A 20,814-nucleotide genomic window follows, 5' to 3' on the forward strand; every position below is an offset into this window, starting at 1 on the left:
ATCCAACCAACCCAGTGTGTCACATTCGGTTCCGGATTTCGTGAAGAAAAATTAAAGAAATGACATGCCCGCCTAGGGGCCTGCGACGCGCGGTCACATCCGCGCCGGACTCTGTCCGGCGCGGCCGTATCAACTCCAGTTGGCTCAGGAAGGAGAGAGCGATGCGTTTTCACAGCTCACTTGGAACAAGACTTGGCGCGATAGTCACCGTGATCGCGGTCGTTTTAGGCACGGCCCTACCCGCACAAGCGGCGCTCACCTCGGCGGAACATAGGGCGGTGCTCGCGGCGCTAGATGATGAGTATCACGCGCAGGCCACCTATCGGGCGATCATGGAGAGGTTTGGCGCCGTGCGCCCCTTCTCGAATATCGAGCGGGCCGAGATCTCCCATGCTGCGGCGCTGATCGCTGTGCTGCGGCAGAACGGGCTATCCGTGCCCGCCAACCCTTATCTGAGCGGGGCCAAGCCTCTGGCCCCGGTGCCGGGCACCTTGGCCGAGGCTTGTGCGCTTGGCGTGCAGGCGGAGATGGCGAATTCCGGGCTCTATGACGGGCGGCTCCTACCGGCGGTCACCGGGAATGCCCAACTTACCCAGATCCTGACGCGCCTGCGCGATGCCTCTCAGACCAAGCACCTGCCCGCCTTCCAGCGCTGCGGGGGAGGTGGGCATATGCAGGGGCGCGGCATGGGCGGCCAAGGGCGCGGCTATGGCGGCGGCAGAGGCCCGGGCTGGAACTGAGGCGCCCTGCCCCCGAAGACGCACCCCACGAATGCAAAACGCCCCGGCCTTTCGGTCGGGGCGTTTCGGTATTCAGACGAACCGGTCGGCTCAGCCGCGCTCTTCGACGATTTCGACGAGGTGCGGAATCTTCGCGACCATACCGCGCACGGCCGGGGTATCTTCCAGCTCACGGGTACGGTTCATCTTGTCCAGACCCAGACCTTTCAGCGTGGCACGCTGGATGGCGGGGCGACGGATCGGCGAACCGATCTGCTTGACGACGATGGTAGCCATTGATCGCTCTCCTTACGCTTCCGTGGCTTCGGCAGTTGCCTCAGCCTCGGGCTTCTTGAGGATGTCGGCCACTTTCTTGCCGCGGCGCGCAGCCACCTGACGGGGGCTTGCTTCGCGGGTCAGACCGTTCAGCGTGGCACGGATCATGTTGTAGGGGTTCTGGGTGCCGGTCGATTTCGACACGACGTCCTTCACGCCCAGCATCTCGAACACGGCACGCATCGGACCACCGGCGATGATCCCGGTACCTTCCGGTGCGGTGCGCATCACGACCTTACCAGCGCCGTGACGGCCCTCGATGTCGTGGTGCAGCGTGCGGCCATCGCGCAGCGGGACGCGGATCAGGTTGCGCTTCGCTTGCTCGGTGGCTTTGCGGATCGCTTCCGGAACCTCTTTGGCCTTGCCTTTGCCGAAGCCGACACGGCCACGCTGGTCGCCGACGACCACGAGGGCTGCGAAGCCAAAGCGCTTACCACCCTTCACGGTTTTCGACACGCGGTTGATCGCGACGAGGCGATCGGCGAATTCCGGGTTTTCGTCGCGGTCGTCGCGGCGGCCCCGGCGGTTGTCACGTTCTGCCATGAGGCATTCCTTCTCGTGATGGCGTGGTTTCACGCCGTTTGTCTCAATCCAGGTGCCCCGCCCCGAAGGGCGCGGCCCGGATCATCGGGGGGACGCGAACGTCCCCCACCAGTCTTAGAACTTCAGACCGCCTTCGCGGGCTGCGTCGGCGAGCGCCTTGATCTTCCCGTGGAACAGGAAGCCACCGCGGTCGAAGTAGCAGGTTTCGACACCGGCCTTCTTCGCACGCTCGGCGATCGCGGCGCCAACTTTGGCTGCCGCTTCGACGTTGTTCTTGCCGACCACACCGAGATCTTTCTCGAGCGTGGAAGCGGCGGCCAGAGTGCGACCGTTGACGTCGTCGATCAGCTGAACGCTGATATTTTTCGACGAACGATGCACCGAAAGACGGGCGCGACCAGCGGCCATCTTGCGAAGCTTGTTCCGGACGCGCAGGCGGCGCTTGAGGAACAGATCCCGTTTGCTGTTTGCCATTTTCGCGTTCCTTACTTCTTCTTACCTTCTTTGCGGAAGATATACTCACCCTTGTAGCGGATGCCCTTGCCCTTATAGGGCTCGGGAGCACGCCATTCGCGGATATTTGCCGCGACCTGGCCCACCTGCTGCTGGTCAGAACCTTCCACAACGATCTCGGTCTGCTTCGGAGCGGTGACAGTCACGCCCTCCGGAACCTCGAAGTTGACTTCGTGCGAATAACCGAGCGACAGCTTCAGGACGTTGCCCTGCATCTGCGCACGATAACCAACACCCTGGATCTCCAGCTCCTTCTTGAAGCCTTCGGTCACGCCCTGGACGAGGTTCGCGACCTGCGAGCGGGTCATACCCCACTGCTGGCGCGCGCGCTTCGACTGGCCACGCGGGGTGACGGTGACGGCGTTGTCCTCGACAGCGAGGGTCACGTCGTCGGTCGCGGTGAAGGTACGGGTGCCTTTCGGCCCCTTCACTTCGATGGTCTGGCCCGACAGCTGCGCAGAAACGCCGCTGGGAAGCTCGACCGGTTTCTTACCAATACGAGACATTGAGCCCTCCTTAGAACACGGTGCAGAGCACTTCGCCGCCAACATTGGCGGATCGTGCGTTTGCATCCGACATCACGCCCTTCGAGGTCGAGACGATCGAGACGCCGAGGCCCTGACGGACCGACGGAACGTCTTTCGCGGCCATGTATACGCGGCGACCGGGGGTCGAGACGCGCTGCAGCTCGCGGATGACCGGGGTGCCCTCGTAGTACTTGAGGCTGATTTCCAGCTCCGGATGGCCGGCAGCAGACGTCGCCTGCTCGTAACCACGGATGTAGCCTTCGTCAGCCAGCACGTCGAGAACCCAAGCGCGAAGCTTGGAGGCCGGGGTGCGGACGGTGGATTTGCCACGCAGTTGTGCGTTGCGGATGCGGGTCAGCATATCGCCGAGAGGATCGTTCACAGACATGTCGCCCTCCTTACCAGCTCGACTTCACCATGCCGGGGATCTGACCGTAGGAGGCCAGGTCACGCAGCATGATCCGCGAGAGTTTGAGCTTACGGTAGTAAGCGTGGGGACGACCCGTGAGCTGGCAACGATTGTGCAGCCGGACCGCCGACGAGTTGCGCGGGAGTTCCGCGAGTTTCAGCGACGCCTTGAAGCGCTCTTCCATCGGGCGCTCCTGGTCGTTGATGATTTCCTTGAGCGCGGCCCGCTTGTCAGCGTACTTGTTCACAAGACGCTGGCGCTTCGCTTCGCGCGCAACCATGGATTTCTTAGCCATAAGTTTCGTTCCTCCGCGATCAGGCGTTGAAGGGCATGTTGAAATGCTTCAACAGCGCCTTCGCTTCGGCATCCACGTCAGACGTGGTCACCATGATGATGTCCATACCCAGAACCTCATCGACCTTATCGAAGTCGATCTCGGGGAACACGATGTGCTCCTTGAGGCCCATTGCGAAGTTGCCACGACCGTCGAACGACGGCTTCACACCGCGGAAGTCGCGAACGCGCGGCATAGCAACGTTGATCAGGCGATCGAGGAATTCGTACATCCGGTCACCGCGCAGGGTCACTTTCGTACCCAGCGGCATCTCTTCCCGGACGCGGAAGCCAGCGATCGACTTCTTCGCCTTGGTCATCACGGCCTTCTGACCAGCGATGAGCGAGAGCTCTTCGGCGGCCTGCTTGACCTTCTTGGTGTCTTTCACGGCTTCGCCGACGCCCATGTTCAGCACGATCTTGTCGAGCTTCGGGATCATCATGTCGTTCTTGTAGCCGAACTCTTCTTTCAGCGCCGCCTTGATGGTGTCGCGGTAAAGAGCGCGAAGACGCGGAGTGTAGGTTGCTTGATCGAGCATCAGATCGCATCCCCCGTGGTCTTGGCGAAACGCACCTTCTTGCCGTCTTCCTCGCGGAAGCCGACGCGGGTGGCTTTGCCGTTTGCGTCCATCAGAGCCAGGTTCGACAGGTCGATCGGCATAGCCTTGGGCTGACGACCGCCCTGGTTGGACTGGGTCTGACGCTGGTGGCGGATCGCAACGTTCACGCCGTCGACGACAGCTTTGCCGGCTTTCGGGTCAACAGAGGTGATCTCACCCTGCTTGCCCTTGTCCTTGCCAGCGAGAACGACGACCTTATCGCCTTTGCGGAGCTTAGCAGCCATTACAGCACCTCCGGAGCAAGCGAGATGATCTTCATGAAGTTCTTCGCACGCAGCTCACGCACGACCGGCCCGAAGATACGGGTGCCGACCGGCTCGCCCGCGTTGTTCAGGATAACGGCGGCGTTGCGGTCGAAACGGATGGCGGTGCCATCGTCGCGACGAACTTCCTTGGCGGTGCGCACGACGACGGCCTTGCGGACGTCACCTTTCTTCACGCGGCCGCGCGGGATCGCTTCCTTGACCGACACCACAATGATGTCGCCCACGGATGCGTAACGGCGGTGCGAGCCGCCGAGGACCTTGATGCACTGAACCCGGCGAGCGCCGGAGTTGTCAGCAACATCCAGATTGGTCTGCATCTGGATCATGGGGTTACTCCCGACCTTTGGGGACGCCTATGCAGTAAGGGCCCCAGGGTTTCGAATACTGACGGATGGCCCCGGCTTACGCCGAAACCACAACCCGCCAGCGCTTGGTCTTCGAGACGGGTGCGCACTCTTCGATGCGAACAATGTCACCGGTCTTGAACTGGTTTTCCGCGTCATGGGCGCGGTATTTCTTGGACTTCCGGATCGTCTTCTTGAGAACCGGATGCGTGAAGCGGCGCTCGACCGAAACGGTTACGGTCTGGTCGTTTTTGTCCGACGTCACGGTACCTTGCAGGATGCGTTTGGGCATAGGAAGCTCTCCTTACTTCGCGGCTTCAGCGGCTTTTTGGTTCAGCACGGTTTTGATACGTGCAACGTCCCGACGAACGGTGCGCATGCGCGCGGTGTTCTCGAGTTGGTTCGTGGCCTGCTGAAAGCGGAGGTTGAAGGCTTCTTTCTTCAGCGAGACGAGCTGGTCACGCAGCTCATCAGGCGTCTTCGCCTTGAGTTCTTGGGCGTTCATCCCGGGTCCTTTCTTGGCATCAGAGGGCCCCTCGCGGGTGACCCTGCTTTCTGATGGGTTATGTCGGTCCTGATTTCAGGAACTTGGGGCCAATATCAGAGCGAATCGAATATGGCAAGGATTGTTTGGCCTTCGGGCCGCTTTGGCGTAACAGGGGGATAAATCCACGCCCAGTTGCGAGAGCCCTAATGTCCGAGCCCAAGACCCAGATCGAGTCCCTCTTCGTCACCCGCCTCTACCGCGCCTCCCTATCCGCATTCGGCCCGAAGGTCGATACGGGCGAGCTGGAGGCCTCGTGCTACGCCATCGCCGAGGATGACGAAGCCGGTCAGGACTGGTGCGAGGAGAACGGCTATCCGGGCTATACCTCCTACGCCTCGCTCACCGACCTGCCCTGGCGTTTCCCGATCTTCGCCGACATGGTGAAGGCGCTCGACAAGCACGTCGCGGCCTTCGCCGAGGATCTGCAATTCGATCTGGGCGAGGGCAAGCTGGTGCTCGAAGACCTCTGGATCAACATCCTGCCCGAAGGCGGCACCCATAGTTCGCACCTCCACCCCCATTCGGTGATCTCGGGCACGACCTATGTCGCGATGCCCGACGGCGCCTCTGCGCTGAAGCTGGAAGACCCGCGCAGCGCCCGGATGATGGCGGCCCCGACCCGCCTCAAGACCGCCCGGCGCGAGCTTCAGCCCTTCATCTACATCGCCCCCGAACCCGGCGAGGTGCTGCTCTGGGAAAGCTGGCTGCGCCACGAGGTGCCGATGAACATGGCCGAGGACGAGCGCATCTCGGTGAGCTTCAATTACAAATGGGTGGATTGAGCCCTACGCTTTGATCGCAATCATAGCCAAACCGGGTCTCACCTGATTTCCTTGCTGCGCAACCAGATAACGGGAGCGCAGCATGAAAACACTCGTCGCCTATGCCTCCAGCGAGGGGCAAACCCGCAAGATCGCGCGGCACGTCGCCGACCGGATCTCCGAATTGGGCCATTCCGCCGAATTGATCTCCACTAGGGAAGCCGAGGGGATGGACCTCGACCGGTTCGACCGGATCATCCTCGCGGCTTCGATCCATGTCGGACATTATCAGGGCCGCTTCGCCGATTTCGTCGCAGAGCAACGCGACATCATCCGGAACCGCCCGAGCCTCTTTCTCTCCGTCTCTCTGGCCGCCGCGGGCCACGACGCAGAAGATTGGCGCGCCCTCGACAAGATCCTCAAGGACTTCGAAGAGGCGACCGGCTGGACGCCGGATCTGACCGAACAGATCGCGGGCGCCTATCTGCCGTCGAAATACGATATCTTCCGCCGGTTCGTGATGCGCCGCATCGTGGCGAAGAAGGACCCCGATGCCGATCTCGACGCCGATATCGAATATACCGACTGGGAAGCGCTCGATGCGCTGATCGACGGTTGGATCTCCGACGGCGCCTGATCATACCGCCAACAACGCAAGAGCCCCGCCATCTCTGGCGGGGCTTTCGTTTGTCTTCAGCAGTCAGACCGGGATTACCAGTCCTGACGCTCGACGATACGGCAGGCGACCGGAAGCTTGGCCGCGCCGAGGCGCAGAGCCTCGCGAGCGGTCTCTTCGTTGACGCCGTCGATCTCGAACATCACGCGGCCGGGCTTGACCTTGGCGGCCCAACGGTCGACCGAACCCTTACCTTTACCCATACGGACTTCGGTGGGTTTCGCGGTGATCGGGGTATCCGGGAAGATCCGGATCCAAACACGGCCTTGACGCTTCATGTGGCGGGTGATCGCACGACGCGCAGCTTCGATCTGACGGGCGGTGACGCGCTCGGGCGCCTCTGCCTTGAGGCCGAAGTGACCGAAGTTCAGGTCGAAACCACCTTTGGCTTCACCGTGAATCCGGCCTTTGTGCATCTTGCGGAACTTCGTCCGTTTCGGTTGCAGCATAACTATCTACTCCCTCAGCGATCGCGACGCGGGCCGCGCGGTGCCGGGCCCTCTTGGGCTTCAGCGTGCTTGCGGTCACGAGCTTGCGGATCATGTTCCATGATCTCGCCTTTGAAGATCCAGACCTTCACGCCGATGATCCCGTAGGGGGTCGACGCTTCGGACAGCGCATAGTCGATATCGGCACGCAGGGTGTGCAGCGGCACGCGACCTTCGCGATACCATTCGGTACGCGCGATCTCGGCGCCGCCCAGACGGCCAGCGACGTTCACACGGATACCAAGACCACCCATACGCATCGCGTTCTGCACCGAGCGCTTCATGGCGCGACGGAACGAGACACGACGCTCGAGCTGCTGTGCGATCGACTCGGCGACGAGCTGCGCATCGAGTTCCGGCTTGCGGACTTCGACGATGTTCAGGTGCAGCTCGCTGTCGGTGAAGTTCGCCAGCTTCTTGCGGAGCGCTTCGATGTCAGCGCCCTTCTTGCCGATGATGACGCCCGGACGTGCAGCGTGAATGGTCACACGGCACTTCTTGTGCGGACGCTCGATGATGACGCGGCTGATGCCGGCCTGCTTGGCTTCCTCGTGGATGAACTCGCGGATCTTGATGTCCTCGAGCAGCAGGTCGCCATAGTCTTTGCTGTCGGCGTACCAGCGGCTATCCCAGGTGCGGTTGACCTGGAGGCGCATGCCGATCGGATTAACCTTCTGACCCATTACGCTTGCTCCTCAACCTGACGCACCTTGATGGTGATTTCCGAGAACGGCTTCATGATCTTGCCGAAGCGACCACGTGCCCGCGGACGGCCACGCTTCATCACCAGGTTCTTGCCAACCCAGGCTTCCGCCACGACGAGCTCGTCCACGTCCAGGCCGTGGTTGTTCTCAGCGTTGGCGATTGCCGACTGAAGGCACTTCTTCACGTCGAGCGCGATGCGCTTCTTCGAGAAGGTCAGGTCCGAAAGGGCCTTGTCGACCTTCTTGCCACGGATCATCGCGGCGACGAGGTTCAGCTTCTGCGGCGAGGTGCGAAGCATGCGGGTCTTCGCCATCGCTTCGTTCTCCGCCACGCGGCGCGGATTCTTTTCCTTACCCATGACGATTACTTCCTCTTGGCTTTTTTGTCGGCCGCATGCCCGTAATAGGTGCGGGTCGGCGAATATTCACCGAACTTCTGACCGATCATTTCCTCGGTGACGTTCACCGGGATGTGCTTGTGGCCGTTGTAGACCCCAAAGGTCAGACCAACGAATTGCGGCAGGATGGTGGAGCGACGCGACCAGATCTTGATGACGTCGCCTTTGCCCGACTCGCGAGCCTTCTCTGCTTTTTTCAGCAGGTAGGCATCAACGAAGGGGCCTTTCCAAACAGAACGAGACATATGTTAGCGACCCTTCTTCTTCGCGTGACGCGAACGCAGGATATACTGGTCCGTCTTCTTGTTGACGCGCGTGCGCTTGCCCTTGGTGGGCTTGCCCCACGGCGTAACCGGATGACGGCCACCCGAGGTACGACCTTCACCACCACCGTGCGGGTGGTCGATCGGGTTCATCGCGACACCGCGGACGGTCGGACGGACACCCATGTGGCGCTTACGACCGGCTTTACCGAGGTTCTGGTTCGAGTGGTCGGCGTTCGACACGGCACCGATGGTCGCCATGCATTCCTGACGCACGAGGCGCAGTTCGCCCGACGAAAGACGCAGCTGAGCGTAGCCACCGTCACGGCCGACGAATTGGGCGTAGGTGCCCGCGGCGCGTGCGATCTGGCCACCCTTGCCGGGCTTCAGTTCGACGTTGTGGACGATGGTACCGATCGGCATGCCCGAGAACGGCATCGCGTTGCCCGGCTTGACGTCGTGACGCGAGCCCGAAACGACCTTGTCACCGACAGCGAGACGCTGGGGTGCGAGGATGTAGGCCTGCTCACCATCTTCATAGTTGATCAGCGCGATGAAGGCGGTCCGGTTCGGATCGTATTCGATCCGCTCGACGGTGCCTTGAACATCGAACTTGCGACGCTTGAAATCGACGATGCGGTAGAGACGCTTCGCGCCACCACCCTTGTGCCACATCGTGATCCGCCCGGTGTTGTTCCGGCCACCCGACTTGGTCAAACCCTGCGTGAGGGCTTTGACCGGACGGCCTTTCCAAAGCTCCGAACGGTCGATCAGAACCAGCCCACGCTGGCCCGGCGTCGTCGGCTTATACGACTTGAGTGCCATGCTTTCTGTCTTCCGTTGGTTTGCGGCGAGTTGCCTCGCCTGTCTGTGTGTATAGGGCCCCGAAGGTCCCCGAATTCAAAAATCACGGGCCCCGGAACGAATCCGAGGCCGCGAGACTGGCGCGATGTAGCAGGGATGTGGGGGTGAGTCTATAGGCTTGGCCTGTTTTTGCGCGCGTTGGTCCAAGCAACTGGCGCTTCGCGGTCAGGGCAGGCAAAATGGCTCCCGAGGCAGAAGACATAACAGGAGCAACCAATGCGTCCAACCCGAGCAATCCTCCTCGCAGCCCCGCTCTGCGCGGCAGCGACCCTCGCGACCCCGACCCTCGCCGACGCGTGGCGCGGCACCTATGAGGTCGCCGGGGTGAAAGGCGAGGACATGCTGAAACTGCGCGCAGGCCCCGGCACCGGCTACAAGGTGATCCTGGGGCTTCCCAACGGCGCGCTCGTCCATGTGCGCAGCTGCGAGCGCAGCGGCAATACCCGCTGGTGCAACGTCTCGCTCGACGTCGCCCGCAACCTGCGCGGCTACGTCTCGGAAAGCTACCTGCGCGAGAAGTGAGGCGCTGGCGCTGCCCGGGCACTCCATGAGCGGCAAGCGCCCCCTCCCCTAGCGATCACGCAAACGAAAAGGCCCCCGCGGATCGCGAGGGCCTTTCCAATGTCTCAGTCCTACCGGATTACAGGCCGGTGGTGACGTCGATCGTGTTGCCTTCTTCCAGCGTCACGTAGGCTTTCTTGAAGTCCGAGCGACGACCGGGGGTGCCCCGGAAGCGCTTGGTCTTGCCCTTGGTGATGGTGGTGTTGACCGCCTTCACCTTGACGCCGAAGAGAGTCTCAACAGCTTCTTTGATCTGCGGCTTCGAAGCGTCTTTCGCGACTTCGAAAACAACAGCGCCGTTCTCCGAGGCCATGGTGGCTTTCTCGGTGATGATCGGCTTGACGATCACGTCGTAATGTTCGGGTTTCGCGCTCATTTCAGACGAGCCTCCAGAGCTTCGACACCCGCCTTCGTGAGCACGAGCGTGTCACGCTTGAGGATGTCATACACGTTGGCGCCCATCGAAGGCAGCACATCGATGCCGTCGATGTTGCGCGCGGCTTGGGCGAAGTTCTCGTTCACCTCGGCCCCGTCGATCACCAGCACCTTCTTCCAGCCCAACTCCTTGGCGGCTTTCGCCAGCAGCTTGGTCTTGGCTTCGGCGAGCTGCGCGTCCTCCAGGACGATCAGTTTTCCAGCGGCGGCTTTCGACGACAGCGCGTGCTTCAGACCCAGAGCCCGGAACTTCTTGGGCAGGTCATGAGCGTGGCTGCGCGGGGTCGGGCCCTTGTAGACACCACCCTTGCGGAAGATCGGCGCCTTGCGGGAGCCGTGACGTGCGCCACCGGTGCCCTTCTGACGATAGATCTTCTTGGTCGAGTAGCTGACCTCCGAGCGGGTGAGAACCGAGTGGGTGCCCTGCTGAGCCTTCGCGCGCTGCCAGCGCACGACGCGATGCAGGATGTCCGCACGCGGCTCGAGCCCGAAGATCTCGTCGGCGAGGTCGATCGAACCGGCTTTGCCGGCGTCGAGCTTGATCACATCGAGTTTCATTGCTTGTCTCCTTCGGGCGCTTCGCCGCCGTCTTCGCCTTTGTCGGCTTCGATCGACTCTTCAGCTTCCTTCAGCGCAGCAGCTTCCTGAGCGGCCTGCTCCTCGGCGAGACGCTGAGCTTCGGCTTCAGCCTCGGCAGCAGCAGCGGCAGCGGCTTCTTCAGCAGCTTTCGCAGCGGCTTCGGCAGCCGACTTCAGCGCGGCGGGGTAGATGATGTTCTCGGAAAGCGGCTTCTTTACCGCATCCTTGACCGTCACCCAGCCACCTTTGGCGCCCGGCACCGAACCCTTGACCATGATCAGGCCACGGTCGGCATCGGTCTTGACGACCTGAAGGTTCTGGGTCGTGACGCGCACGGCACCGAGGTGACCTGCCATCTTCTTGCCCTTGAACACTTTGCCCGGGTCCTGACACTGACCGGTCGAACCGTGCGAGCGGTGCGAGATCGACACGCCGTGCGTGGCGCGCAGACCGCCGAAGTTGTGACGCTTCATAGCACCGGCGAAACCCTTACCGATCGAGGTGCCCGCGATATCCACGAACTGACCTTCGAAATAGTGGTTCGCGGTGATTTCCTCGCCCACTTCGATCAGGTTTTCTTCAGCGACGCGGAATTCCGCGACTTTGCGCTTCGGGGCGACATTGGCTTTCGCGAAGTGACCACGCAGAGCGGCGGTCGTACGCTTGGCCTTGGCTTCACCAGCGCCGAGCTGAACGGCCGTGTAGCCGTCGAGTTCGGAAGTGCGCTGAGCCACCACCTGAAGCTTGTCGAGTTGGAGAACGGTCACAGGAACCTGCTTGCCGTCCTCAAGGAAGAGCCGGGTCATGCCCAGCTTCTTGGCGATAACACCAGTCCGCAGCATAATGCCCTCCTTACACCTTGATCTCGACGTCGACGCCCGCTGCGAGGTCGAGCTTCATCAGCGCGTCCACGGTCTGGGGGGTCGGATCGACGATGTCGAGAAGACGCTTATGCGTCCGGATTTCCCACTGGTCACGCGACTTCTTGTCGATGTGCGGACCACGCAGAACCGTGAATTTCTCGATCTTGTTCGGGAGCGGGATGGGCCCGCGAACCTGAGCACCCGTGCGCTTCGCGGTGTTCACGATTTCCTGGGTGCTGGCGTCCAGCACGCGGTAATCGAACGCCTTGAGCCGGATGCGGATATTTTGGCCGGTCATATGTCATGCCTCTTCGCATGGCGTGAAGGTTGAGAGGCAGACGGCACCGAATGTAGCGCCTGCATCGAACCTGAAAATCTTGGCAGATCAGGCGCGTCCTCTATGGCGTCACCCTGAGTCTGTCAAGAGCGAATGGCGCGCCTTTCGGCGCACCATTCAAATTCTTTCCAACTGTCGTTTTCGGGGCCCCGGAGAGGGCCCCGAAACCATCGATCACGCGATGATTTTGGAGACGACGCCGGCGCCGACGGTGCGGCCGCCTTCGCGGATTGCGAAGCGCAGACCGTCTTCCATCGCGATCGGGGCGATCAGTTCGACTTCGAACTTCAGGTTGTCGCCCGGCATCACCATCTCGGTGCCCTCGGGCAGCGTCACGGTGCCGGTCACGTCCGTCGTGCGGAAGTAGAACTGCGGACGGTAGTTCGCGAAGAACGGGGTGTGACGGCCACCTTCCTCTTTGGTGAGGATGTAGGCTTCTGCCTCGAACTTCGTGTGCGGCTTCACCGAACCCGGCTTACACAGAACCTGACCACGCTCAACGCCGTCACGGTCCACACCGCGCAGCAGCGCGCCGATGTTGTCGCCAGCTTCACCACGGTCCAGCAGCTTGCGGAACATCTCGACGCCCGTGCAGGTCGTCTTCGTGGTGTCGCGGATACCCACGATTTCCAGTTCGTCGCCGACGTTGATCACGCCACGCTCGACGCGACCGGTCACAACCGTACCACGACCCGAGATCGAGAACACGTCTTCGATCGGCATCAGGAAGGGCTGGTCAACGGCGCGCTCCGGCGTCGGGATGTAGCTGTCGACAGCTTCCATCAGCGCGCGGATCGAGTTCTCGCCGATTTCCGGATCACGGCCTTCCATCGCGGCCAGAGCCGAACCCTTGACGATCGGGATATCGTCGCCGGGGAAGTCGTAGGACGACAGAAGTTCGCGAACTTCCATTTCCACGAGCTCGAGCAGCTCCTCGTCGTCGACCTGGTCAACCTTGTTCAGGTACACGACCATCGCCGGGATGCCGACCTGACGGCCGAGCAGGATGTGCTCGCGGGTCTGCGGCATCGGGCCGTCAGCTGCGTTCACAACCAGGATTGCGCCGTCCATCTGCGCGGCACCCGTGATCATGTTCTTCACGTAGTCGGCGTGGCCGGGGCAGTCAACGTGCGCGTAGTGACGCGACTCGGTCTCGTACTCCACGTGCGCGGTCGAGATCGTGATCCCGCGGGCCTTCTCTTCCGGCGCGCCGTCGATCTGGTCATACGCGCGGAAATCACCGAAATACTTCGTGATCGCAGCCGTCAGCGTCGTCTTGCCGTGGTCAACGTGGCCAATCGTGCCGATGTTGACGTGCGGTTTGTTACGTTCAAACTTTTCCTTTGCCATGATGGCCTCCTGTCAGTGCGTTGGATTGGAAAGGCGCCGGGTTGCCCCGGCGCACGTCCCTTACGCGTATTTCTTCTGGATCTCGTCCGAGATGTTCTGCGGCACGGCTTCGTAATGGCTGAAGAGCATCGTGAAGACCGCACGGCCCGAGGACATCGAACGCAGGTTGTTGATGTAGCCGAACATGTTGGCGAGCGGCACGAAGGCGTTCACGACGACCGCGTTGCCGCGGGTGTCCTGACCTTGCACCTGGCCCCGACGCGAGGTCAGGTCGCCAATGATGCCACCGGTGTATTCTTCCGGGGTCACCACTTCGACTTTCATCATCGGCTCGAGCAGCTTCGCGCCAGCCTTGCGCAGACCTTCACGCATCGCGGCACGCGAAGCGATTTCGAAGGCGAGCACCGAGGAGTCGACGTCGTGGAAAGCACCGTCAACCAGCGCAACCTTGAAGTCGATCACCGGGAAGCCTGCCAGCGGACCGGAGTCCATGACCGACTTGATGCCCTTTTCGACGCCCGGGATGTATTCCTTCGGAACAGCACCACCAACGATGCGGCTCTCGAACGAATAACCTTCGCCCGGCTCGGTCGGCGTGATCTCGAGCTTGACGCGCGCGAACTGACCGGTACCGCCGGTCTGCTTCTTGTGCGTGTAGTCGATCTCGGTCGCGTGGCTGATCGTCTCGCGATAGGCCACCTGCGGCGCACCGATATTCGCCTCAACCTTGAACTCGCGCTTCATGCGGTCGACCAGGATGTCGAGGTGAAGTTCGCCCATGCCCTTCATGATGGTCTGACCCGACTCGAGGTCGGTCTCGACACGGAAGGACGGGTCTTCGGCTGCCAGGCGCTGAAGGGCGAGGCCCATCTTCTCCTGGTCGGCTTTCGACTTCGGCTCCACGGCGATCTCGATCACCGGATCGGGGAAGGTCATCGTTTCGAGAACGACCTGGTTGTTCGGGTCGCACAGCGTGTCACCGGTGGTGGTCTCTTTCAGACCGGCCAGCGCGATGATGTCGCCCGCATACGCTTCTTCAATCTCGGTCCGGTTGTTCGAGTGCATCATCATCATACGACCGATGCGCTCTTTACGACCTTTGGTCGCGTTCAGGATCGAGTCGCCCTTCTTCATCGTGCCCGAGTAGAGGCGCGTAAAGGTGAGCGAGCCCACGAAGGGGTCGTTCATGATCTTGAATGCGAGACCCGAGAGCGGCTCTTCGTCATCGGCGTGACGCGCGATGTTCCGGGTTTCCGTCTCGTCGTCCGGCGAGAAGCCCATGTAGGCGGGCACGTCGAGCGGCGAGGGCAGGAAGTCGACCACGGCGTTGAGCAGCGGCTGGACACCCTTGTTCTTGAAGGCCGAACCACCCAGAACCGGAACGAAGGACAGCGACAGCGTGCCCTTACGGATCAGGCTGCGCAGCGTTGCGATATCGGGTTCTTCGCCTTCGAGATAGGCCATCATCGCGTCGTCGTCTTGCTCGACGGCGTTCTCGATGAGGTGCGAACGCCATTCGTCCGCAGTCGCCTTCAGATCGTCACGGATCGGCTGACGCACCCAGGCAGCGCCCAGATCTTCGCCTTTCCAGACCCACTCTTCCATGGTGACCAGGTCGACGATGCCTTCGAGTTGATCTTCGGCACCGATCGGGAAGTTCACCGGAACCGGGGTCGCACCGGTGCGGTCTTTGATCATCTTCACGCAGTTGAAGAAGTCCGCGCCGATCTTGTCCATCTTGTTGACGAAGACGAGGCGCGGAACCTTGTAGCGGTCAGCCTGACGCCACACGGTCTCGGTCTGCGGCTCAACACCGGCGTTCCCGTCGAGCAGCGCAACAGCGCCGTCGAGCACGGCCAGCGAACGCTCCACCTCGATGGTGAAGTCGACGTGACCGGGGGTGTCGATGATGTTCATACGGAACTTGGTATCATCCGTACCTTCGGCGGTCGGATCTTCCTGCCACTGCCAGAAAGTCGTGGTAGCTGCCGAGGTGATGGTGATGCCGCGCTCGGCCTCTTGCTCCATCCAGTCCATGGTAGCAGCACCGTCGTGCACTTCGCCGATCTTGTGCGACTTGCCGGTGTAGAACAGGATGCGCTCGGTCGTCGTGGTTTTACCAGCGTCGATATGCGCCATGATCCCGAAGTTGCGATAACGCTGTAGGGGATATTCGCGAGCCATTGTGGCGTCCTTCCGTTATTACCAGCGATAATGGCTGAACGCTTTGTTCGCGTCGGCCATCTTGTGGGTGTCTTCGCGCTTCTTGACCGCGGAACCACGCGAGTTCACCGCATCCAGAAGCTCACCAGCGAGGCGCTCTTCCATGGTGTTCTCGTTGCGGGACTTGGCGGCAGCGATGAGCCAGCGGATTGCCAGCGCTTCGCGGCGGGTCGGGCGCACTTCGACCGGAACCTGGTAGGTGGCACCACCCACACGACGCGAACGCACTTCGACCGAGGGCTTCACGTTGTCGAGGGCTTCGTGGAACACCTCGATGGGCTCACGCTTGAGCTTGCCCTCAACGCGGTTGAGCGCGTTGTAGACGATTTTCTCGGCGGCGGACTTCTTGCCGTCGATCATCAGGTTGTTCATGAATTTGGTCAGCACGCGATCGCCATATTTGGCGTCGGGCAGGACTTCGCGCTTTTCAGCGGCGTGACGACGAGACATCTCGAGATCTCCTTACTTCGGACGCTTCGCGCCGTATTTCGAACGGCGTTGACGACGGTCTTTAACACCTTGCGTATCGAGCACACCGCGCAGGATGTGGTAACGAACGCCCGGAAGGTCTTTCACACGGCCGCCACGGATGAGCACAACGGAGTGCTCCTGGAGGTTGTGCTTTTCGCCCGGGATGTAGGAAATGACCTCGAAGCCATTCGTCAGGCGCACCTTGGCGACCTTACGCATAGCGGAGTTCGGTTTCTTCGGCGTCGTCGTGTAGACGCGCGTGCAAACGCCACGCTTTTGCGGGCACTCTTGGAGGTGTTGCGACTTAGAGCGCTTCACCTTGGGCTGCCGCGGTTTGCGGATCAGCTGTTGGATCGTCGGCATTCGGTTCCCCGTTCTGCTGTCAATACTCGCCCCGTTTCCGGAGGCGCCACTTCTCGACGCGTTTCCGCGCGGATTCGCGAAAACGCCAAATCGCATTCCTCCCCGGCCCGAGGACCGCGGCGAATGCGTTGAATTCCAGAGGATCGGGGCGAAGGCCCGGATCATGACCACTAGAAATCGGCGACCCTCCGGGCAGACTTCGCCCGTCAGGTAGCGCGGCGTATAGGGGGAGTCGTGTGGGTTGTCAACTCTCGCGGCGGGTCCGTGCGAGGAGCTGCGCGCCCCACCCCGCAAACAGGATCCCCCAGAGCAGCCAGGCCACCGTAAGGCTCACCAATCCGGCGAAATAGGTATCCGACAGGAAGTGCCGCCCGGTACCGACTCGCTGCACGATGATGAAGACCGCGACGAAGACGCCGATGGCCCGCAGATAGAGCAATCCCCAGCGCGGCAGGCGCAGCCGCGACAGCTCTGCGCCGAGCCAGATCAGCAGCCCCAGCGCCACCGCCGCCGCCACCTCGCCCGACACGAACGAGCAGTTTCGCGAGCATTGATCGGTGAAGGTGCCCGCCAGGCTGAAATGATGCGCGCCGCCGAAGAGATCGACATCGGCCGGGCGCGCGCGCCCCGAATTGGCCTTCAGGACCCCGTTCACGACCACGATCGGGCCAAGCAGGTAGAGCAGGCAGATGAACGCCCAGATCCGCGCAGGCAGGCGCAAAAGCGTGCGATGGCGCAGCCCCGCCCACGGCCAGGCCACGAGCGAGACGAGAAACAGCACGATCGAGACATCCCAGATCCGTTGGCGCAGCCATTCCCAGAGCGGATTGGTGATCACCGAGAACCCCTCCCCTGCCCGGTAGAACAGCCCGGCGACGCCGAGGTCGAGCTCCGGCACGAAGCGGAACAGCAGGAAGCCCCCGATCCACGCCGCCAGCAACAAGCGGCCCGCGAAGATCATGTCAATTTTCGGAACGGACACAGCGCGCCTCCACCAGATAAGCCGCATAGCCTTTGCCCGCCCATGTCCCGGTCGCGTCGAGTTGCGCCTCGGGGGAAACCGGACCGCTGCCGCAATCGGGCGCGCTATTAGCGATCACCAGCAAACGACCATTATAGTCCTGTGGCAAGGGCCACATCTGCTCGTAATAGCTGTCGGCCCGCACGACAGGCTTCGGCGCGTAGACGGTCACGCCCGCATCCTGCCCGGTATAGAACAGATCGGCGAGGATCGCGCGATTGCCCGTGTAGACCGGCACGTCGGCCGCTTCCGCAAGCGTCAGGATCTGGCGGCTCAGATCGGCCTGCCCCAGCCACCGCTTCAGAAGCGGCGCGCCATCCTTCTGCGGATAGGGCGCGAGGACCGTCAGCAGCGGGATCGACAGCGCGATCAAACCGTTGATCACGATCGCGATCCAGCGCCAGATGCCGCGCAGCACCATCACCGCCAGAACGGTCCCCGCGAAATAGGCAGCGACCGCCCAGTTGGCATAGGCCCGGTCGAGCAGCGCCTCGATCGTCACCGCGACCAGCGGCGGCACCGAGAGCATCGCCAGCCCGCGCTTGTCCGGATCGCCCCAGCCCGCATAGCCGATCAGCAGCGCCACCATCGTCACCGGCCCGAAGACCGCGAATTGCGAGGCGACGAACTCGGCCATCGAGCCGAAATTCAGCGCGGCGCCTTCGCGGACCCAGCCGACATTGTCCATCGTGTGCGAGACCGTGGTCAGCCCGTTATTCAGGTTCCAGACCACGTTCGGCGCGATCACCAGCCCGAAGGCCAGCGCCGCGATCACCGTGTTGCGCCAGCCGATCCGCCACGCCGGCGCGACGAGCGCCGCCAGCGCCAGACCGGGGATCAGGTAGATCGCGGCGTATTTCGCCATGAAGGCCAGCCCCGCCGTGACGCCCGCGGCCAGCGCGTCCGACCAGCGGCGGCTCTCGCCGGTGCGATGCAGGAACAACAGGCTCAGCGCGTAGAACGGCGCCATCACCGTGTCGGTCGAGATCAGCACCGAGCCGACCGCGACGAAGGGCAGCGTGACATAGATCGCCGCCGACCAGATCGCGACCGAGCGTCCCGCGATCCGAGCGCCCAAGGCGCCAAGCACCAGCGCCGTGATGCCGTGCAGCACAGCCCCCGGCATCCGCACCCAGGACGGCGCGTCCGAGCCCGCCAGATCGGTCACCGCCCGGAGCAGCCAGCCGATCAGCGGCGGTTTCGAGTAGTAACCGAAATCGAGATGCTGGCCCCAGAGCCAGTATTGCGCCTCATCGACGAAGAGATCGGTCTTGTTGAACGCCAGAAGTACCAGCCGCAGCGCGGTGACTGCGGCGACGACGATCAGGGCCGGGACGAGCCAGCCGTCCCGATCGCCCCTGCGTTCAAGCTTCGCGTTTACGCTTGGCATGGATCAGCCACAGATTGCGCCCGTAGATGAACACGCCGAGCGACTGGCCGAGAACAAAGACCGGATCTTTGCGATAGAGCGCATAGGTCAGCAGCATCACGCCGCCGGCGAGCGAGAAATACCAGAATGCCACCGGCACCACGGATTCGCCTTTGCGCTCGGACGCGATCCACTGGACGAGAAACCGCCCCGTGAACATGAGCTGCGCGAGCAGGCCGAAGAGGACCCACCACAGCTCGAGAACGCTATCCGCGTGAAGCACATCCATCAGCCAGTCCATAGGCGTTACTCCTCGCGCATCACTTCGCCGGGCTGCGCTTTCTTGCGCCGACGGAGAAGCCACGCGACGCCCATCAGGTCGACGATGCCGACGAGACCGCGCTGCAGGTTGTTGTAATTCGAGCTGCCGCCGCCGCGCGAACGGTGAGCGACGTCGACATGGGCCACCTGCCACCCGTCGCGCGAGAACAGCGCGGGGAGGTAGCGGTGCATATGGTCGAAATAGGGCAGCGCAAGGAACGCCTCGCGCCGGAAGGCCTTGAGGCCGCAGCCGGTGTCGCGGGTGCCATCCTTGAGGATCGCGCCGCGGATCTTGTTCGCGAGCTTCGAGGCGAGCTTCTTGGACATCGTGTCCTGCCGCCCGACGCGTTGGCCTGCGACCAGACCGATCTTCTCGGAATTCGCCGCGCGCAGCGGCGCCATCAGGGCGGGAAGCTCGGAGGGCGGGTTCTGACCGTCGCCGTCCAGCGTGCAGATGATGCTGCCCTTTGCGGCCCGAACGCCCGAATGGACGCCCGCGCTTTGACCGCCCGAAGCCCGCTGACCCGCCGCATTCTTGTGCTGCAGCAGGCGCAGGTTCGGATGTGTCTTCATCCGCTCGCGCAGGATCTGGTCCATCCCGTCATCCGAGCCGTCATCGACCACGATCACCTCGTAATCGCAGACCGGCGCGCAGGCGGTGTCGATCTCGTCGAGAAGCCCCGCGATGTTCGGCGCTTCATTCTTCGCGGGGATCACGATTGAAATCTCGGGCATGGGTGCCGGAACTCTCTTGTCGCTGGGCCGGGATGGCGCCGAAGGTGCGGCTCTATTAGACCCGCCACCCGGTCTTGTAAACGGATCATCCCGGGGCAGCCGCGTCCCTGTGGCGGATCAGCCGAATTTCGCGAAAAGCTTCGAATAGCTCGGCTTGAGGGCGTTTCGCATCTCCATTGCACGTTCCATGTCGCCCGCCATCGCCGCATCGTAGAAGAACGCGACAGAGACCGCGAAGCCGTCCACGAGCTTTTGATACCCCATGTCGGTCTCGGCTTCCGGCGCGGGATGCTTGACGATCTGCGCCGCGAGATAGCTCAGAAGCGAGGCATCCGCGATCAGCTGACGCGCGCCCTCGCCGCCCATCCCCGCGTAGTCGCGCGCGAGCACGTCTTCCATCTCCGCGTGATAGGCGTTCATCCGGTCCGAGAAGCCCACAACTCCATTGCGGATATGCAGTTCGCCGATGCTGTCGCGCACCCCTTCGAGGGTCTCATGCGCCTCGGGCAGATTCCCGGCGGCCACCTCTTCCTCGGCCTTCGCCGCTAGCTCGCTGACCTTGTCGAAAGTCGCGCCGAGAACCGCGTCATCGGCATATTGCGGCGGCGGCTCGGCGGTCCAGGCGTCGGACAGCGTCTGCCATTCGCCGGCGAAGCGATCGAGCGCGGCCTTGGTTTCCGGCTGCTTGCCCTGGTTCGACAGGAACAGCGCCGCGCGGTAGTCGCCATAGGCCTTGCGCAACTGCGCCTCCGCATCCTGATAGGCGCCCGCAAAGGCAGGCATGGCGATCAGCGCGCTCAGCGCGAACGGGGTGACAAAGCGGATCATCGGGGTCCCTCCTCCGGCAAACAGGCTCTCGCCTTTTCGACGTTACC

The 20,814-nt window shown here is 62.4% G+C and carries 33 protein-coding genes; 4 read left to right on the forward strand and 29 right to left on the reverse strand.

Annotated elements, in window-relative coordinates; all coding sequences use genetic code 11:
- Positions 1 to 161 precede the first annotated feature (161 nt).
- Positions 162 to 740: a hypothetical protein gene (locus BMI88_RS12855; protein WP_078549278.1), complete on the forward strand. Its 579-nt coding sequence runs from the start codon at positions 162 to 164 to the stop codon at positions 738 to 740.
- 90 nt (positions 741 to 830) lie between these two features.
- Here the strand turns inward: BMI88_RS12855 and rpmD are convergent, their stop codons facing one another.
- The 11 genes from rpmD to rpmC form a co-directional block, all read right to left on the reverse strand.
- Positions 831 to 1,016, reverse strand: a complete 186-nt coding sequence (gene rpmD / locus BMI88_RS12860) for a 50S ribosomal protein L30 (protein ID WP_075773858.1) — start codon at positions 1,014 to 1,016, stop codon at positions 831 to 833.
- A 12-nt stretch (positions 1,017 to 1,028) separates the two neighbouring features.
- Positions 1,029 to 1,598: a 30S ribosomal protein S5 gene (gene rpsE, locus BMI88_RS12865; protein ID WP_078549280.1), complete on the reverse strand. Its 570-nt coding sequence runs from the start codon at positions 1,596 to 1,598 to the stop codon at positions 1,029 to 1,031.
- A 114-nt stretch (positions 1,599 to 1,712) separates the two neighbouring features.
- On the reverse strand, positions 1,713 to 2,072 hold the full coding sequence (gene rplR, locus BMI88_RS12870; RefSeq protein ID WP_075773856.1) for a 50S ribosomal protein L18: 360 nt from the start codon (positions 2,070 to 2,072) through the stop codon (positions 1,713 to 1,715).
- An 11-nt stretch (positions 2,073 to 2,083) separates the two neighbouring features.
- Positions 2,084 to 2,617 (reverse strand): 50S ribosomal protein L6, encoded by a 534-nt coding sequence (gene rplF, locus BMI88_RS12875; RefSeq protein ID WP_078521275.1) that lies wholly within the window; start codon positions 2,615 to 2,617, stop codon positions 2,084 to 2,086.
- Between the two features lie 10 nt (positions 2,618 to 2,627).
- On the reverse strand, positions 2,628 to 3,026 hold the full coding sequence (gene rpsH, locus BMI88_RS12880; protein ID WP_152845393.1) for a 30S ribosomal protein S8: 399 nt from the start codon (positions 3,024 to 3,026) through the stop codon (positions 2,628 to 2,630).
- 10 nt (positions 3,027 to 3,036) lie between these two features.
- Complete coding sequence (gene rpsN, locus BMI88_RS12885; protein ID WP_075773854.1) at positions 3,037 to 3,342, reverse strand: 30S ribosomal protein S14; 306 nt, start codon at positions 3,340 to 3,342, stop codon at positions 3,037 to 3,039.
- A 19-nt stretch (positions 3,343 to 3,361) separates the two neighbouring features.
- Entirely contained in the window at positions 3,362 to 3,919 is a 558-nt protein-coding gene (rplE, locus tag BMI88_RS12890; protein WP_078549282.1) for a 50S ribosomal protein L5, read from the reverse strand.
- The gene (rplX, locus tag BMI88_RS12895; protein WP_078521279.1) at positions 3,919 to 4,224 is read right to left on the reverse strand and encodes a 50S ribosomal protein L24; all 306 of its coding nucleotides are present in this window, start codon (positions 4,222 to 4,224) and stop codon (positions 3,919 to 3,921) included. Before rplX ends, rplE begins: the two co-directional genes overlap by 1 nt.
- Entirely contained in the window at positions 4,224 to 4,592 is a 369-nt protein-coding gene (gene rplN, locus BMI88_RS12900) for a 50S ribosomal protein L14 (protein WP_075773851.1), read from the reverse strand. The genes rplX and rplN overlap by 1 nt, the downstream gene beginning before the upstream one ends.
- Positions 4,593 to 4,668: 76 nt before the next feature.
- Positions 4,669 to 4,902 (reverse strand): 30S ribosomal protein S17, encoded by a 234-nt coding sequence (gene rpsQ, locus BMI88_RS12905; protein WP_078521280.1) that lies wholly within the window; start codon positions 4,900 to 4,902, stop codon positions 4,669 to 4,671.
- A gap of 12 nt (positions 4,903 to 4,914) precedes the next feature.
- Positions 4,915 to 5,115, reverse strand: a complete 201-nt coding sequence (gene rpmC / locus BMI88_RS12910; protein ID WP_075773849.1) for a 50S ribosomal protein L29 — start codon at positions 5,113 to 5,115, stop codon at positions 4,915 to 4,917.
- A gap of 188 nt (positions 5,116 to 5,303) precedes the next feature.
- Here rpmC and BMI88_RS12915 point away from each other — a divergent pair, with 188 nt between their 5' ends.
- Positions 5,304 to 5,939 carry a 2OG-Fe(II) oxygenase family protein gene (locus BMI88_RS12915; protein WP_078549284.1) on the forward strand — a complete coding sequence of 212 codons (636 nt, stop codon included), beginning with the start codon at positions 5,304 to 5,306 and terminating at the stop codon, positions 5,937 to 5,939.
- A gap of 82 nt (positions 5,940 to 6,021) precedes the next feature.
- The gene (locus BMI88_RS12920) at positions 6,022 to 6,555 is read left to right on the forward strand and encodes a flavodoxin domain-containing protein (RefSeq protein ID WP_078549286.1); all 534 of its coding nucleotides are present in this window, start codon (positions 6,022 to 6,024) and stop codon (positions 6,553 to 6,555) included.
- Between the two features lie 74 nt (positions 6,556 to 6,629).
- On the opposite strand, the gene rplP is transcribed toward BMI88_RS12920, so the two are convergent.
- From rplP to rplB, 5 genes are read right to left on the reverse strand one after another with little or no spacing between them, the layout of a single operon-like run.
- On the reverse strand, positions 6,630 to 7,043 hold the full coding sequence (gene rplP / locus BMI88_RS12925) for a 50S ribosomal protein L16 (protein WP_078542381.1): 414 nt from the start codon (positions 7,041 to 7,043) through the stop codon (positions 6,630 to 6,632).
- 14 nt (positions 7,044 to 7,057) lie between these two features.
- Positions 7,058 to 7,765 carry a 30S ribosomal protein S3 gene (gene rpsC, locus BMI88_RS12930; RefSeq protein ID WP_078521288.1) on the reverse strand — a complete coding sequence of 236 codons (708 nt, stop codon included), beginning with the start codon at positions 7,763 to 7,765 and terminating at the stop codon, positions 7,058 to 7,060.
- Complete coding sequence (gene rplV, locus BMI88_RS12935) at positions 7,765 to 8,145, reverse strand: 50S ribosomal protein L22 (RefSeq protein WP_078521290.1); 381 nt, start codon at positions 8,143 to 8,145, stop codon at positions 7,765 to 7,767. The genes rpsC and rplV overlap by 1 nt, the downstream gene beginning before the upstream one ends.
- A 5-nt stretch (positions 8,146 to 8,150) precedes the next feature.
- Complete coding sequence (rpsS, locus tag BMI88_RS12940; protein WP_078521291.1) at positions 8,151 to 8,429, reverse strand: 30S ribosomal protein S19; 279 nt, start codon at positions 8,427 to 8,429, stop codon at positions 8,151 to 8,153.
- Between the two features lie 3 nt (positions 8,430 to 8,432).
- Complete coding sequence (gene rplB, locus BMI88_RS12945; RefSeq protein WP_078521293.1) at positions 8,433 to 9,272, reverse strand: 50S ribosomal protein L2; 840 nt, start codon at positions 9,270 to 9,272, stop codon at positions 8,433 to 8,435.
- Positions 9,273 to 9,527: 255 nt separating this feature from the next.
- Between rplB and BMI88_RS12950 the strand changes: the two genes are divergently transcribed.
- Positions 9,528 to 9,833, forward strand: coding sequence for an SH3 domain-containing protein (locus BMI88_RS12950; protein WP_078549288.1), 306 nt, complete (start codon positions 9,528 to 9,530; stop codon positions 9,831 to 9,833).
- A gap of 118 nt (positions 9,834 to 9,951) precedes the next feature.
- Here the strand turns inward: BMI88_RS12950 and BMI88_RS12955 are convergent, their stop codons facing one another.
- The 13 genes from BMI88_RS12955 to BMI88_RS13015 form a co-directional block, all read right to left on the reverse strand.
- A complete protein-coding gene (locus BMI88_RS12955) occupies positions 9,952 to 10,248 on the reverse strand; it encodes a 50S ribosomal protein L23 (RefSeq protein ID WP_078521296.1) in 297 nt (98 codons plus the stop codon).
- The gene (gene rplD / locus BMI88_RS12960) at positions 10,245 to 10,865 is read right to left on the reverse strand and encodes a 50S ribosomal protein L4 (RefSeq protein WP_075773839.1); all 621 of its coding nucleotides are present in this window, start codon (positions 10,863 to 10,865) and stop codon (positions 10,245 to 10,247) included. Before rplD ends, BMI88_RS12955 begins: the two co-directional genes overlap by 4 nt.
- Positions 10,862 to 11,728 (reverse strand): 50S ribosomal protein L3, encoded by an 867-nt coding sequence (rplC, locus tag BMI88_RS12965; RefSeq protein WP_078542383.1) that lies wholly within the window; start codon positions 11,726 to 11,728, stop codon positions 10,862 to 10,864. The genes rplD and rplC overlap by 4 nt, the downstream gene beginning before the upstream one ends.
- 10 nt (positions 11,729 to 11,738) lie before the next feature.
- Positions 11,739 to 12,047, reverse strand: coding sequence for a 30S ribosomal protein S10 (rpsJ, locus tag BMI88_RS12970; protein WP_036639457.1), 309 nt, complete (start codon positions 12,045 to 12,047; stop codon positions 11,739 to 11,741).
- A 213-nt stretch (positions 12,048 to 12,260) separates the two neighbouring features.
- Positions 12,261 to 13,436 carry an elongation factor Tu gene (gene tuf / locus BMI88_RS12975; RefSeq protein WP_078549290.1) on the reverse strand — a complete coding sequence of 392 codons (1,176 nt, stop codon included), beginning with the start codon at positions 13,434 to 13,436 and terminating at the stop codon, positions 12,261 to 12,263.
- Positions 13,437 to 13,496: 60 nt separating this feature from the next.
- Positions 13,497 to 15,620, reverse strand: coding sequence for an elongation factor G (fusA, locus tag BMI88_RS12980; RefSeq protein WP_078521302.1), 2,124 nt, complete (start codon positions 15,618 to 15,620; stop codon positions 13,497 to 13,499).
- 18 nt (positions 15,621 to 15,638) lie between these two features.
- Complete coding sequence (gene rpsG, locus BMI88_RS12985) at positions 15,639 to 16,109, reverse strand: 30S ribosomal protein S7 (RefSeq protein ID WP_075773836.1); 471 nt, start codon at positions 16,107 to 16,109, stop codon at positions 15,639 to 15,641.
- A 12-nt stretch (positions 16,110 to 16,121) separates the two neighbouring features.
- Positions 16,122 to 16,493, reverse strand: a complete 372-nt coding sequence (rpsL, locus tag BMI88_RS12990) for a 30S ribosomal protein S12 (protein ID WP_038074720.1) — start codon at positions 16,491 to 16,493, stop codon at positions 16,122 to 16,124.
- Between the two features lie 244 nt (positions 16,494 to 16,737).
- Positions 16,738 to 17,475 carry a phosphatase PAP2 family protein gene (locus BMI88_RS12995; protein WP_168173980.1) on the reverse strand — a complete coding sequence of 246 codons (738 nt, stop codon included), beginning with the start codon at positions 17,473 to 17,475 and terminating at the stop codon, positions 16,738 to 16,740.
- Positions 17,456 to 18,904 (reverse strand): glycosyltransferase family 39 protein, encoded by a 1,449-nt coding sequence (locus tag BMI88_RS13000; RefSeq protein WP_078549294.1) that lies wholly within the window; start codon positions 18,902 to 18,904, stop codon positions 17,456 to 17,458. Before BMI88_RS13000 ends, BMI88_RS12995 begins: the two co-directional genes overlap by 20 nt.
- Entirely contained in the window at positions 18,879 to 19,184 is a 306-nt protein-coding gene (locus BMI88_RS13005; protein WP_078521308.1) for a lipid-A-disaccharide synthase N-terminal domain-containing protein, read from the reverse strand. The genes BMI88_RS13000 and BMI88_RS13005 overlap by 26 nt, the downstream gene beginning before the upstream one ends.
- A gap of 5 nt (positions 19,185 to 19,189) precedes the next feature.
- Positions 19,190 to 19,939, reverse strand: a complete 750-nt coding sequence (locus tag BMI88_RS13010) for a glycosyltransferase family 2 protein (RefSeq protein ID WP_078549296.1) — start codon at positions 19,937 to 19,939, stop codon at positions 19,190 to 19,192.
- A gap of 117 nt (positions 19,940 to 20,056) precedes the next feature.
- On the reverse strand, positions 20,057 to 20,767 hold the full coding sequence (locus tag BMI88_RS13015) for a hypothetical protein (RefSeq protein ID WP_078549298.1): 711 nt from the start codon (positions 20,765 to 20,767) through the stop codon (positions 20,057 to 20,059).
- Positions 20,768 to 20,814 lie beyond the last annotated feature (47 nt).

It is taken from the genome of Thioclava sp. F36-6 (assembly GCF_002020305.1).
Taxonomy (GTDB): Bacteria; Pseudomonadota; Alphaproteobacteria; order Rhodobacterales; family Rhodobacteraceae; genus Thioclava; species Thioclava sediminum.